This window comes from uncultured Mucilaginibacter sp. (assembly GCF_903893715.1).
GTDB lineage: Bacteria > Bacteroidota > Bacteroidia > Sphingobacteriales > Sphingobacteriaceae > Mucilaginibacter.
Genome location: NZ_CAITNG010000094.1, coordinates 87,485 through 100,568, shown reverse-complemented (window position 1 = coordinate 100,568; position 13,084 = coordinate 87,485). Strand labels below are relative to the sequence as shown.

At 47.3% G+C, this 13,084-nt stretch carries 16 protein-coding genes; 6 read left to right on the top strand and 10 right to left on the bottom strand.

What is annotated here, in order from left to right; all coding sequences use genetic code 11:
- The first annotated feature begins 296 nt into the window (after nucleotides 1–296).
- Genes QZX97_RS10940 through QZX97_RS10930 form a run of 3 tightly spaced genes read left to right on the top strand, consistent with a single transcriptional unit; the run spans nucleotide 297 to nucleotide 1,491 of the window.
- A complete protein-coding gene (locus QZX97_RS10940; protein ID WP_295650695.1) occupies nucleotides 297–749 on the top strand; it encodes a thioredoxin domain-containing protein in 453 nt (150 codons plus the stop codon).
- Nucleotides 750–806: 57 nt separating this feature from the next.
- Nucleotides 807–1,043, top strand: a complete 237-nt coding sequence (locus QZX97_RS10935) for a UPF0175 family protein (protein WP_295650693.1) — start codon at nucleotides 807–809, stop codon at nucleotides 1,041–1,043.
- The gene (locus QZX97_RS10930; protein ID WP_295650690.1) at nucleotides 1,018–1,491 is read left to right on the top strand and encodes a DUF3368 domain-containing protein; all 474 of its coding nucleotides are present in this window, start codon (nucleotides 1,018–1,020) and stop codon (nucleotides 1,489–1,491) included. Before QZX97_RS10935 ends, QZX97_RS10930 begins: the two co-directional genes overlap by 26 nt.
- A gap of 66 nt (nucleotides 1,492–1,557) precedes the next feature.
- On the opposite strand, the gene dnaN is transcribed toward QZX97_RS10930, so the two are convergent.
- From dnaN to QZX97_RS10905, 5 genes are all read right to left on the bottom strand, one after another.
- A complete protein-coding gene (dnaN, locus tag QZX97_RS10925; protein ID WP_295650687.1) occupies nucleotides 1,558–2,682 on the bottom strand; it encodes a DNA polymerase III subunit beta in 1,125 nt (374 codons plus the stop codon).
- 38 nt (nucleotides 2,683–2,720) lie between these two features.
- Nucleotides 2,721–4,409 carry a gliding motility-associated ABC transporter substrate-binding protein GldG gene (gene gldG, locus QZX97_RS10920; protein WP_295650684.1) on the bottom strand — a complete coding sequence of 563 codons (1,689 nt, stop codon included), beginning with the start codon at nucleotides 4,407–4,409 and terminating at the stop codon, nucleotides 2,721–2,723.
- On the bottom strand, nucleotides 4,403–5,125 hold the full coding sequence (gldF, locus tag QZX97_RS10915; RefSeq protein ID WP_295651011.1) for a gliding motility-associated ABC transporter permease subunit GldF: 723 nt from the start codon (nucleotides 5,123–5,125) through the stop codon (nucleotides 4,403–4,405). The genes gldG and gldF overlap by 7 nt, the downstream gene beginning before the upstream one ends.
- Nucleotides 5,126–5,255: 130 nt before the next feature.
- Nucleotides 5,256–5,828, bottom strand: a complete 573-nt coding sequence (locus QZX97_RS10910; protein ID WP_295650681.1) for a hypothetical protein — start codon at nucleotides 5,826–5,828, stop codon at nucleotides 5,256–5,258.
- Between the two features lie 70 nt (nucleotides 5,829–5,898).
- Nucleotides 5,899–6,615 (bottom strand): ATP-binding cassette domain-containing protein, encoded by a 717-nt coding sequence (locus QZX97_RS10905; RefSeq protein WP_295650677.1) that lies wholly within the window; start codon nucleotides 6,613–6,615, stop codon nucleotides 5,899–5,901.
- Between the two features lie 297 nt (nucleotides 6,616–6,912).
- Here QZX97_RS10905 and QZX97_RS10900 point away from each other — a divergent pair, with 297 nt between their 5' ends.
- Nucleotides 6,913–8,397, top strand: coding sequence for a glycine--tRNA ligase (locus QZX97_RS10900; RefSeq protein ID WP_295650674.1), 1,485 nt, complete (start codon nucleotides 6,913–6,915; stop codon nucleotides 8,395–8,397).
- A 105-nt stretch (nucleotides 8,398–8,502) separates the two neighbouring features.
- Nucleotides 8,503–8,697 (top strand): DUF433 domain-containing protein, encoded by a 195-nt coding sequence (locus QZX97_RS10895; RefSeq protein ID WP_295650672.1) that lies wholly within the window; start codon nucleotides 8,503–8,505, stop codon nucleotides 8,695–8,697.
- Nucleotides 8,698–8,723: 26 nt separating this feature from the next.
- Here QZX97_RS10895 and QZX97_RS10890 read toward each other — a convergent pair whose 3' ends face one another.
- From QZX97_RS10890 to QZX97_RS10875, 4 genes are all read right to left on the bottom strand, one after another.
- Complete coding sequence (locus tag QZX97_RS10890) at nucleotides 8,724–8,954, bottom strand: type II toxin-antitoxin system MqsA family antitoxin (protein ID WP_295650670.1); 231 nt, start codon at nucleotides 8,952–8,954, stop codon at nucleotides 8,724–8,726.
- Nucleotides 8,955–9,283: 329 nt separating this feature from the next.
- Complete coding sequence (locus QZX97_RS10885; RefSeq protein WP_295664647.1) at nucleotides 9,284–9,925, bottom strand: hypothetical protein; 642 nt, start codon at nucleotides 9,923–9,925, stop codon at nucleotides 9,284–9,286.
- Nucleotides 9,926–9,998: 73 nt separating this feature from the next.
- Nucleotides 9,999–10,421, bottom strand: a complete 423-nt coding sequence (locus QZX97_RS10880) for an OsmC family protein (RefSeq protein WP_295649782.1) — start codon at nucleotides 10,419–10,421, stop codon at nucleotides 9,999–10,001.
- Between the two features lie 54 nt (nucleotides 10,422–10,475).
- The gene (locus tag QZX97_RS10875) at nucleotides 10,476–11,546 is read right to left on the bottom strand and encodes an NADH:flavin oxidoreductase/NADH oxidase (RefSeq protein ID WP_295649785.1); all 1,071 of its coding nucleotides are present in this window, start codon (nucleotides 11,544–11,546) and stop codon (nucleotides 10,476–10,478) included.
- A 155-nt stretch (nucleotides 11,547–11,701) separates the two neighbouring features.
- On the opposite strand from QZX97_RS10875, the gene QZX97_RS10870 reads away from it, so the two are divergent.
- Nucleotides 11,702–12,691 carry an MBL fold metallo-hydrolase gene (locus QZX97_RS10870; protein ID WP_295649788.1) on the top strand — a complete coding sequence of 330 codons (990 nt, stop codon included), beginning with the start codon at nucleotides 11,702–11,704 and terminating at the stop codon, nucleotides 12,689–12,691.
- Between the two features lie 5 nt (nucleotides 12,692–12,696).
- Here the strand turns inward: QZX97_RS10870 and QZX97_RS10865 are convergent, their stop codons facing one another.
- Nucleotides 12,697–13,041, bottom strand: coding sequence for a hypothetical protein (locus QZX97_RS10865; protein ID WP_295649792.1), 345 nt, complete (start codon nucleotides 13,039–13,041; stop codon nucleotides 12,697–12,699).
- Nucleotides 13,042–13,084 lie beyond the last annotated feature (43 nt).

Genomic DNA, 13,084 nt, shown 5'->3' with positions numbered 1-13,084 from the left:
AGCAACAACAAGCTCAACAACAGCAGGCGCAGCAACGTCAGCAGCAGCAAGCCCAACAGCAACAGGCGCAGCAACGTCAGCAGCAGCAGCAAAGGCAAGCACCGCCTCAGCAGCAGCAGCAAAGACAGGCACCGCCACAACAGGCTCCGCCACAACAAGACAAGCGTGAAGAACGCAGACCGTAGTTGGCGTTGACATTAAAAAAGCCCCGAAAATATCCGGGGCTTTTTTAATTTTATGGCGAAGTATCCATAAAAATTGATGAACTTGTATCGAGATAATTTATTACATCACCCATGAGAAAAACACTGTTTACTATTAAGATATGTTTGTGCCTGGCACTATGCCTCAGCACGGCCGCAAAAGTTGCGGCGCAGGGCACAAAAACAAACGATAAGATACATTTTATTGAGGATGCATGGAGCGAAGCTTTAAAACAGGCAGCCGCCCAAAACAAGTACATTTTTGTGGACGCCTATGCCAGCTGGTGCGGGCCATGCAAAATGCTGAAGAATACAACTTTTAAGGATGCCAAAGTAGCTACGTTTTACAACAAGAATTTTGTGAATATATCGATAGATATGGAAAAGGGTGTTGGGCCTAAATTGGCTGCCGAATGGCAGATGCAGGCTTACCCAACCCTCATTATTTTTAACCCGCAAGGTAAACCCGTTTTAGGTACCGTGGGCTACATTAAAGCCACAGACCTGCTGAAATTTGGGCAGGATGCTTTGGCGAAGAAGATGTAGGGGGTTTTGATTTTCGCCAATAATCACTAACTTTAACAATAAAAAATTAAAAAAGCAATGACTACGATAACATTACAGGTGCCTGATGATCTTGAAAAAGACCATGATGAAACTGTTCGTTTAATTGCAGCCAAATTATACGAGGCGGGTAAATTGTCATTAGGGCAGGCGGCCGAAATGTGCGGCATGGATAAATGGGATTTCCCAAAGGTATTGGCCCAATTTGGCGTAGATTATTTTCAGTATAGTGCAGAAGATGTAATGGCTGATGTTGCAAGAATCTCCAAAAGTTAATACCATTATTACCGATGCCAGTTGTTTTATTTTATTTGACAACATAGGTTGCCTTGATGTACTCCAAAGACTTTATCTGCGGGTAGTTACCACACCTGAAATTGCAAAGGAATATGGGAAATCGTTACCTGAATGGGTAATTGTTAAATCTGTAGAAAATTTAGCCTTGCTTAATACTTACTCAGCAATTGTTGCATTGGGCGAGGCCAGTGCTATAGCATTGGCAATAGAAGTCGTTTCGCCGTTATTAATTCTTGATGACCTAAAAGGCCGTAATCTTGCCGAATCGTTCAATTTGGCATATACCGGCACCATTGGGGTGCTGATTTCAGCAAAAAAACAAGGTATTATACATTCTCTTAAACCATATTTTGAGAAGATTGCCGCTACAGACTTTCGCATCCCCGCAAATTTCCTAAAAACACTCCTGGTTAAGTACGACCGGTAAGTACATAGAAACAAAAATAGCGATGGGTTTGAAACCCATCGCTATTTTTTATGGAGCGAAAGTTATTTATGCGTAGCTATTCAACATTACCGGCATCACCAGCATCAGTACATCTTCGTGCTCGTCGCCGCCTTGGGGCAGCAACAAACCGGCGCGGTTTGGTGTCGACATTTCCAGTGATACTTCGGCACTGCTTAGGTTTTTCAGCATCTCGATGAGGAAACGGGCGTTAAAGCCAATCTCCATATCTTCGCCTTCATATTGGCAGCTTAAACGCTCGTGCGCTTCGTTAGAGAAGTCGATATCCTCGGATGAGATATTCAACTCACTTCCGTTTATTTTTAACCTTACCTGGTGGGTGGTTTTGTTAGCGTATATGGCAACGCGGCTCAACGAACCTAAAAATGCCTGACGGTCTATCAGTAATTTGTTGGGGTTGCTTTGCGGGATAACGGCTTCGTAATCCGGGTAACGCTCGTCAATTAAACGGCAAACCAAATTGATGTTGCCAAATTTAAAGAACGCGCTGGTGCTGTTGTACTCGATGGCTACGTTCACATCATCCGACGGTAGCGAAGACTTTAGAAGGTTCAATGCTTTTTTTGGCAGAATGAACGATGCTGTACCGGCAGCTTTTGCATCGGTGCGGCGATAGCGTACCAGTTTATGCGCGTCGGTAGCTACAAAGGTGATGGATGTGGTGGTCAGCTGGCAGAAAACACCCGTCATGGCAGGGCGCAGCTCATCGTTGCTTACCGCGAATATGGTTTTGCTGATGGCTTCGGCCAGTACTGATGCCGGTAAATTTACCGAAGACGCGTTTTCTACAACCGGAATCTTAGGGAAATCGTCGCCGTTTTCGCCGCTCAGTTTGTATTTACCGTCGCCGGCGTTTATTTCGATAGCGAATGTTTTGTCATCAACCGAAAAAGCAATGGGCTGCTCGGGCAACGATTTTAAGGTATCGAGCAAAATGCGCGATGGTATAGCCACACGGCCGTTTTCTTTAGCCTCGACGGTTAAAGAAGTCGTCATGCTGGTTTGCAGGTCGGTTGCCGAAATGGTGAGGTTACCATCCTTAATTTCGAACAAAAAGTTTTCGAGTATGGGCAATACAGTGCTGCTGCTCAGCGCGCCGCTAACTGCCTGCAACTGCTTTAGCAATGTTGATGTCGAAACTATAAATCTCATATCTCTCTTCAGTAATTATCAATCAAAAATATAAAAAATTAGTGCGCATACTTTCGTTTGCGCATATAATGTTGAAAAATAGCAAATATTAACACTAAAGCAATGGGAATTACATTATTTATTAACTGCCAGAACATTTTTTCGCTGCGGATGCGGGTGCGGTCGAGCAGGCGGAGCTGTATTTCTTTGTTGCGCAGGCTGATGAGGCCCGAGTCGTCGGTCATGTAATCGGCAATATTGAGCAACAGATTTTTGTTGCCGTAGCTTTCCCGGGTGAAATGGTCGAAACCTAAGGGATATGGCGAACCATCGCTGGCTACCTGGTTTTTAAACAGGTCGCCATCGCTGAACACAATCATTTTTGTGGGTATGCTTTCATCGGCCTGGTTTACCTTTTCGGTGATGCCGGGCGGTATGGGGCGGTTAGCGAAATCAGACTTGAAAGTCCCTTCGAGCAATACGCCTACCGTTTTTGGCGCGCTGCGGAAGGTTTTGGGATCAGGCACTTCTTCCACCATTTGCAGGGATAGCATGTGCGGAGCACCCAGTTTGCGGTTATAGGGCGACGACGCGAGTATCACCGTTTTTTGTGTGCCTTTGGTGCCGAGCGTATCGATGGTGCTGGCAAATTCGCTGCGGATGCCATCGAGGTTTTTTACGATGGGGTTTTTTGACAGCGGCATAAAAATGGGGTAAAACAACCAGGGCACCATTTGTATTTGGGGCTGCCCGCTGATATCGCCGGTGGTGAGGGGGATTTGAGCCGAACTCATATCGGCTATCATATCGTAATTGATGCGGATGCCGTAGGTAAACAACTGGTCGTCGAGGTTGAGCTGCTTGTTAAAAGCTAATTGCTGATGGCCATGCAGGCTATCGAGTTCGGCGCTTACCTGGTCGATGCTCCACACTACCCTGCCGCCGTGCATAATGTATTGGTCGAGTTTGAATTTTTCGGCTTCGGTAAAGGGTTTATCAGGTTTGGGGATGACCAGCATTTTAACCTTTTGCAGGGATGCCATTGAAATGGTGCTGAGGTCGACGCGTCCTACCAAAAAACCATCGGATAAGGACTTCATGGCATCGTTCAGTTGCAGGTCGCTCAGTTCGTTGTGGCCTTCGGTAAAGCCTATTTCGGGTTTGCCATCGGCACAAACTTTTTTGATGGCCGATACAAAAGCATACTCCAGGTTTTGAATGGAGTTGTTCAATACTTCGTCGGATGAGAGACCTGTGCGGGTTTGCAGCAACTTTACGGCTATCTGCTTGCCGTTGGCGCTTACCATGGCCGATGGGAAGATGATTTTTTGCGTTAGACCGTTATCTGTTTTTATGCTCAGGTTGGTGGCATCAATGCCCTGGCCCTGCAGGTCTTTTATTACATCATTTTGTTGCTGTTCGGCAACTCCCGCAAGGGGATTGATAAACTCGTATTGAATGCTGCTGCCATGTGAGTAGGCTTCCAAATCTATCAGCATGTCGTGGGTGGCGCTTTGCAGGCGTTTAAAGCCGGGCGGCAGGTCGCTGCCCTCGAGGTAAACGGTTATTTTTACTTCCTGCGGCAAGCCATTCATCAACAACTTACTGATGGGCGACAGGGTGTAGCGTTTCTCCTTGGTAAAATCGAAACGGGTAAATACTTTATCCGAGAGTAAATTCAACAGAACAATACCCACCAGTACAATGGCGAGCGTAATCAGGTCGCGTTTTTTTTGTGAGCCTACCATTTGCGCCCTCCCAAAATAGTTTTAGTAGTGGCTACAAACACGGCGATAAAGCTGAGGAAGTAGAGCAAGTCGCGGGTATCCAGCACGCCGCGGCTGATGGATTGGTAATGTTCGTTTATGCCAAAGTTTTCGAGGCCGTAGCTTTGCAGGCTGAGCATTTGGCTGAGGGAATCGAACCCGCTGAAAGCGAAAAAGCACAGGAACACGGCAATGGTAAACGCGATGATTTGGTTATTGGTGATGGATGAGGCGAATATGCCTATCGCGACAAAAGCCCCACCCAACAAAAACAGGCCGATGTAAGAGCCGATAACCGCGCCGGTATCGATATTGCCGACAGGGTTGCCCAAAGTATAAACGGTATAGTAGTAAATGAGCGTGGGCAACAGCGCGAACAACACGATGAGCAGGCAGGCCAGGTATTTGCCGATGATGATTTGCCAATCTGTGAGCGGGCGTGTGGCTAAAAGCTCGAAGGTACCTTCCTTGCGTTCTTCGGCCAGGGAGCGCATGGTGACGGCCGGGATGAGGAACATGAACAGGTAGGGCGCAGTGCTGAAGAGGCTATCGAGGCCGGAATAGCCGTACTCGAGTATGCTCGACTCGGGGAACACCCATAAAAACAGGCCCAATACCAACAGGAACGCCCCGATGGTGATATAGGCCACCATGGAGCTTAAATACGCTGTTATTTCTTTTTTGAGGATAGTGAGCACGTGCGGGAAAATCACCTAATAAACGTCGAAATTACAACATTATTGGCAAAGCTAAAATTTATCGCGGGGGAATTTGCCTTTCGGATAGCGATGGGTTTAAAGCCCATCGATATGAATGACTTAAGATAGCTTATAGCCCGAACTTGTAGGCCACCCGCAAACCGATAAGCTGGCTCACGTTGTTTTCACCAATCACGGTTTGGCGGGTCCAGTTTTCGAAATGGATACCAAAATCGATGGCGCGGTAATTATCCATGATATAAGAGACTCCGGTACCTGCACCAAGGGCGAAGGCGGGCATTGTGTAGTGTGAAGTATACAATACTGCCCCCGTTTCGGCTTCGGTATACCAGTTTTCGGTGAGGTAATACTTGCCGCCAACTTTTAAGGGTATAAAATTATCGGTTTTGTAACCCACATGATTGTATTTAAGATAGAAGGCATAGGTACTTGTAGGCAACAGGGTCAATAAGCCTACCGACCCTGTCAAATTAAAACACCCGGTCATGTGGTATTCGCCCCTTACAACCAAAGCGGGGCCTGTTTTAAAATCCTGTGTAACAGGGCCTACGGCCATATTGGTTTCGAGGCCGTAGCTGATTGAACTGCCGTAATTGGCGGGTACGGCTAATTGCGCGGTTGCTTTAAAACCTATAGCCACCAGTAATATAATGATGATATTTATTCTGTTGAGGGTCTTCATAGTTGATATGATATATCAATTATGCGACCACAGAATGAATTTCGGGCTGAATAGATGGGAATGTGACGGATTACACGGACGACGATGTGAGGCTGATAAATATCTGCTCCATAGTTTTGCCCTTGTGGCCATCTTTTATGCCCTGCAAAGTGTCGCTTGCTACAATTTTACCCTGGTTAATGATGATGACGTCATCGCAAACGGCATCAACTTCCTGCATGATGTGCGTGCTGAGGATGATGGTTTTTGTTTGGCCCAATTCCCGGATGAGCTGGCGGATACCTACAAGTTGGTTCGGGTCGAGGCCGGAGGTGGGTTCGTCCAAAATAAGTACCTGCGGATCGTGGATGATAGCCTGGGCAAGGCCTACACGCTGGCGGTAGCCTTTAGATAATTGACCTATTTTTTTGTGCTGCTCGGGGCCAAGGCCGGTTTGTTCTATCACTTCGGCAATGCGTTTGGCGGGGTTGTGCAGTTTGTGTATTTCGGCAATAAAGGCCAGCGATTCTTTTACATACATCTCCAGGTATTGCGGATTGGTTTCGGGCAGGTAGCCTACGCTGCGCTTTACCTCCTGCGATTGCGTTACCACATCGAACCCGCAAACCGTAGCCGTACCCGATGTTTGGGGGATAAAGCCGGTGAGTATCTTCATGGTGGTGGATTTGCCCGCGCCGTTGGGGCCCAAAAAGCCGGTTACCTTGCCCGGCTGCGTGCTGAACGAAATGGCATCGATAGCTTTTTGTTTGCCGTAAAGTTTGGTTAAGTCGGTTACCTGGATGCTCATCGAAATGGAAGACGGAAAATGTAAGATGGAAAATGTAAATAAACGCAAATTTAGCAGAAGTTGTATAACACGCGGAAAATGTTTGATAATGGGTAACCCCGATAGGGCATTTATTTCTAATGGCTGATTGTTTTTTTTTAATACCTCGTAGGGATTACCTGTTTGTAGTAAAATATTGTGAACGTCCCCAGCGCCGTAGGTGCTGCCCGCCAACAAACAGGTGTCTCCTATAAAATCTACAATTTCCGTCGTATATCATCTATCTTGCATCTTAAAAAAATTATCTTTGCCCCTGTTATGAGTAAAAATACCGACGAGCTGTTTAAGAATGTGATATCGCATGCCAAGGAATATGGTTTTGTGTTCCCTTCGAGCGAAATATATGATGGTTTGAGCGCTGTGTACGACTACGGTCAGAATGGTGCCGAACTGAAGAACAACATCAAAACCTATTGGTGGAAAAGCATGGTGCAACTGCACGATAATATTGTGGGCATTGACAGCGCCATATTTATGCACCCAAAAATATGGAAAGCCAGCGGCCACGTGGATGGCTTTAGCGACCCGATGATCGATAATAAGGATTCGCAAAAACGCTACCGTGCCGACCAGCTGATTGAAGATAAAATAGCCGCTTTGGATGCCGAAGGCAAAACCGATGAGGCTGAAACCCTACAGGCCGATATGGATGCAGCGCTGAAGAGCGAGGACCTGCAACGTTTGAAAGAGATCATCATTGATGCTAAAATAGTTTGCCCGATATCGAAAACTGCCAACTGGACGGATGTGCGCCAGTTTAACCTGATGTTCAGCACACAGATGGGCGCGATGGCGGAGGAAAGCAGCGAGATATATTTGAGGCCGGAAACAGCCCAAGGCATTTTTGTGAACTTTTTGAACGTGCAGAAATCGGGCAGGATGAAGATACCTTTCGGGATAGCGCAAATTGGCAAGGCTTTCCGTAACGAAGTAATTGCCCGCCAGTTTATCATCCGTATGCGCGAGTTTGAGCAGATGGAGATGCAATTTTTTGTGCGCCCCGGCACCGAAATGGAATGGTACAAATACTGGAAAGAAGCCCGCCTGAAATGGCATTTGGGCCTGGGTACCAGCGCCGATAAATACCGCTACCACGACCATACCAAGCTGGCGCATTATGCCAACGCTGCGGTGGATATTGAATATGAGTTTCCGTTCGGATTTAAGGAGGTGGAAGGTATACACAGCCGCACCGATTTTGATTTGAGCCAGCACCAAAAATTTTCAGGCAAAAAAATGCAATACTTTGACCCAGAACTGGGCGAGGATGGCAAACCTTACGGCAATTATATCCCTTACGTGATAGAAACTTCTATCGGTTTGGACAGGATGTTCCTGCTCACGATGATGAACGCCTACGAAGAAGAAGACCTGAGCACCGAGGAGCGCGAAGACAGTCGCGTGGTGTTGCATTTCCCGCCGGCGTTGGCGCCTGTTAAGGCCGCTATTTTCCCGCTGACGAAGAAAGACGGTCTGCCGGAAAAGGCACGCGAAATAATGGACAAACTGAAGTTCGACTTCAACATCCAATACGAAGAAAAAGATACCATCGGCAAACGTTACCGCCGCCAGGATGCCATAGGTACACCGATATGTATCACCGTTGACCACCAAACTTTGGAGGACAATACCGTAACCATACGCCACCGCGACAGCATGGCCCAGGAGCGTGTTGCCGCCGACCAATTGGAAAAGATTATTGGGGATATGGTGAGTTGGAAGAGGGTGTTAAGCCCCCTCTAAATCTCCCCCGGTAGGGGAGACTTTTGAAAAAGTATTTGAGCCTGCGGATTTCGCAGGCTTTTTTGTTGACATGGCATTTATACATATATTTTGTAAATTTGAGATATGAATTGGCAAGATTACATTGTTTCGGATAAAAACATTTTATTGGCTAAGCCAACCATCAAAGGCACGCGCTTGTCGGTAGAATTGATACTGGAATTATTGTCGACTGGTTGGACTGAACAAATGTTGTTTGACAGTTATCCAAATCTTACCGAGACGCAATTACAGGCGGTGTTCGCTTATTCTCAGATCTAAATAAAAACTGACGGATCGGCCAAGTGTCAGGAAGCTACCTTCAATTTAATGACCTCTAATTCAGCACCATTGGCAACGGCTTCATTGCCTTTTTGAAGCACTTCGGCGGTAATTTCTTCCGACAGGTAATAATGTCCGCAATTACTGCAAACATCTGCGGGTACATCCTTGATCAGGATAATGGAATTGCCCTTTTCTAAGGTAACCAAAACAACCCCTTTTGTAGTTGTGCCGACCTTGCATAAATCGCAATCCATAGCTATATTTTCTCCAAATCTCAACAATTTTTCTTATATTGTATGGATTGGCAAGGTGGGATGAACAGATAATTTCATATACCCATATTTACCCATATGCATGGCAGAGCGCGTAGAGCTGAGCGCAAAGCGGAAGAAAAAGTTCTTTGAAATTGTACCCATAATTACCCATATAGTTTGTCATTAGGTCATTGGTCATTGGGTCATTTTTAATTTGCACATAGGCGCATTTATGCATTGGTACAACACCCATAAATACTCATATGGTTCGACGACTTTTTTTGAAATTGACAGCAAATCGGTGAAATCGAATATCAATTAGTGCAATCTCAAAAACGCCCGAAAACTTTGATACGCTGGCGTTTGAGTTGGTTGGCGAGCATGAAAACGTAAACCACATCGTAAGCTAAAATGGCAACAAAAAGGAACTGCATGAGCGGCGAATGGCTGTAGGTTTTGGTTTGGGTGTAGAAGGCAACTGAGGCCAACAGTGTGCCGGCAAGCTTGAACAATGCGATGTAAATGCTTTGCCCCGAGGCGGATTTACGGTCGCGCAGGATGGCAATGAACAGGGCCGACATCATGAGGTTTTGGCCGAAGGCAACATAGGCGCCGTTATCATCGTGCAGGGCATCGCTCACCAACAGAATAAGGATAAAGGTTACGCTGAAGGAAAGCAAAAACTCGAGGTAAAAGGTAATGTTGATGCGTACTTTACGCACCGAGGGGCCGAAGCGCAGGTACTGCAACAGCAGCAGGAAATCGAACGTTAACCAAATGCGGTCGACCGCCAATTGGGGCATGGTATGCGGGTGGATGAAGGAATAGATAATCTCCCAGGCCAGGTTGGCAAACAAGGCCGCGGCGGGCATGCCATAGGTAAGATCGAGTATGCCGCGCCTGAGGATAAGCAGGTAAGTAATGGTCCAGCATACGCCGGAACCTATCATAAGCTGGTTAAAGATTGACATAGGTGCCCAAAGGTAAATAAATAGCGATGGGTTTAAAACCCATCGCTATTTTGAAAGGCGGCAAATGTATTTATTAGGCGCCGTAAGTAGCAGTCATGGTGATAGGCACGTTGAGGGCCTTTGATATGATACAGCCTGCTTTTGCACCCGCGGCTATTTCCTGAAATTTTTCTTCGGAAACACCTTCGATGGCCGATGCTTTTAGTTCCAGATGGATGCCTGTGATGCTCAGGGCAACCATATCAAGGTCTAAAATGGCTTCGGTTTCCAGGTCGCCGGGGGTAAAGCCTGCCTGGGTAAGTGTAGCGCCAACGGCCATGGTAAAGCAGCCGGCATGGGCGGCGGCTATCAGTTCTTCGGGGTTGGTGCCAATGCCGTCGGCAAAACGGGTTTTAAATGAGTACTGGGTGTTGTTCAATACGGTGCTTTGGGTCGAGATTGTTCCCTGGCCGTCTTTTAAAGTGCCGGTCCAATGGGCTTTTGCGGTACGTTTCATGGTTTTTGTGATGATGTTTTAATGAGTACAATATAGGATGATTTTTGTTTGTTATCATGACCATTTGGCCCGCTCGTATTGCAGCGGCCATTTGATATCGACACCGAGCGCATGAGCCGCGCGAAGCGGGAAATGCGGGTCGCGCAGCAACTCGCGCGCAAGCGAAACGATATCGGCCTTACCGTTTTTAATGATGTCGTCTGCTTGTTGCGGCTCGGTTATCATGCCAACTGCCCCGGTGAGCACGCCAGTCTCCTTGCGGATGCTTTCGGCAAATTGCACCTGGTAGCCGGGGCCAACGGGTATTTTGGCGTGCGGCACATTACCGCCTGATGAGCAATCGACGAGGTCCACGCCATGCTGTTTGAGTATGGCGGATAATTTTATGGCCTGTTCGGCATCCCAACCACCTTCGGTCCAGTCGGTAGCCGATATGCGGACGAAGAGCGGGTTTTCATCGGGCAATACCGAACGAACGGCATCGGTAATTTGGAGCAGCAGGCGTATACGGTTTTCGAAAGTACCTCCGTATTCATCTGTACGGTGATTACTTAAAGGCGATAAAAACTCATGGAGCAGGTACCCGTGGGCAGCATGGATCTCGATCACTTTAAAGCCGGCTTTCAGGGCGCGCAAGGTGGCCTGTTCAAAGTTGCCGGTCAATTTGCTTATGCCCGCGGCATCCAGTGCTTCGGGTGCTTCGGTCTCTTCCTTAAAAGGGATGGCGCTGGGGGCTACGGTGAGCCAGCCGCCTTCGGCCGAAACGGGTACTTGTGTGCCGCCATTCCATGGTTCGCTGTGGCTGCCTTTGCGGCCGGCGTGCGCCAGTTGTATGCCGGGAATTGCACCTTGTTTTTCGATGAAGGTGGTTATTTGCTTAAGCTGGTCGATGTGTTCGTCTTTCCAGATGCCGAGGTCGGATGCGGTAATGCGGCCCTCGGGCGATACGGCGGTAGCTTCGGTCATCACTAACGCTGCACCGCCAACGGCAAAGCTGCCCAGGTGTACGGTATGCCATGGGTTGGCAAAACCATCCATACTGGAGTACTGGCACATGGGCGATACGGCGATACGGTTTTTTAACTCGATGCCCTTTATGGTTAAGGGACTGAATAAGTTGGACATGTGTTTAAGGCTAATTATTGCTCAATTTTAACACTATTTTGGATGTTTATGTTTGATAGTTTGAATAAATACTTTGGGATGACTAAAGTGACCGCGTATGTCAATTTTATTACTTTATTTTCGAAACATCGCGGGCAAACGCGCATCTAAAGCACATGTCGACATCAAATTATAACGGAAAAATATATATCAACCCCATACCCACACAAGTTGGCGGAGATGGTAATAAAGGCAAGCTGATTGCCCAACTATTTAAAAAACATCCTAACCGGACACCGGCCAAAACGCCGGGGCCTTTTAAGGCAGACTTTGAAAAACTGAACAAACTGCCAAAAGACACCTTGCGTGTTACCTGGCTGGGACACTCGGGCTTAATTATAGAAATTGACGGCAAGCGAATATTGACCGACCCGGTTTTCAGGAGGGCTTCGCCTGTTCAGTTTATGGGACCCAAGCGGTTCTTCCCAACCCCTGTTTCGGTTGAGGAAATGCCGGAGCTGGATGCCATTATCATCTCGCACGACCACTATGACCACCTGGACGATAAAACCATCGTCGCCCTGGCCAAAAAAGGGACGCCGATATATACTTCGCCTGGCGTGGGCGCGATATTGAACAAATGGGGCATCCCGGCAACACAAATAAAGGAACTGGACTGGTGGCAATCGGTTGATTTGGGTGATGGCTTTACGCTTACCTCAGCACCTGCCAGGCATTTTTCGGGGCGTAGCCTGTTTAACCGTATGCAAACGCTTTGGGCTTCATTTGCCATAAAAGGACCTGTACACAATGTTTATTATGGCGCTGACTCGGGCTTGCACCCTTTGTTTGCGGAGATAGCGGAAAGGCTCGGACCGTTTGACATCACGATGCTGGAGATTGGCGCTTCGGACGAGTTATGGAAAGACATACATATGGGCCCGGACCGCGCCATCGAAGCGCAGCTGATGTTGAAGAGCGCGGTATTGATGCCGATACATTGGGGTACGTTTAACCTGGCTTTCCACGCGTGGACACAGCCGGTTGAAAGGGTGATGGAAGTGGCCACGGAAAAGGGCGTAGAACTTTTGCTGCCTGCACCAGGCGAGACCTATACGTTTAACGGCAAGGGTTATACCAATAAATGGTGGGAGGCGTTTAAATAGGTTTGTTAATGGAACACCCCTTTATAAATTACCGCGCCTTGTACCGTATCGACGAGCAGGTCGTGGCCTTTTATATCATCAAGCCTTACGCCGCCTATTGAACCATCGATTGGAAACGCCGCGCCCTTATTGATGGTATAATATTTTATTTTGAAAGGGTATAAAGCCACTATGTCGCCATTTTCTTCTTCCTTAAAAACAGAGAAAAACCTTACGACGATTGGCTGCCTTACCGATTTATCGGCAACGGTGAGGGTGTCTTGTTTCTTTACTTTTTTTGCCGGCTTTGTTTGGCTAAAGGCCATAGCTGACAGCATGACCAGCGACAGGATCAGGAAGATGTTTCTCATAAGTCAAAGTTTATGAACAAATTTAAATAAATGTATTTTTATT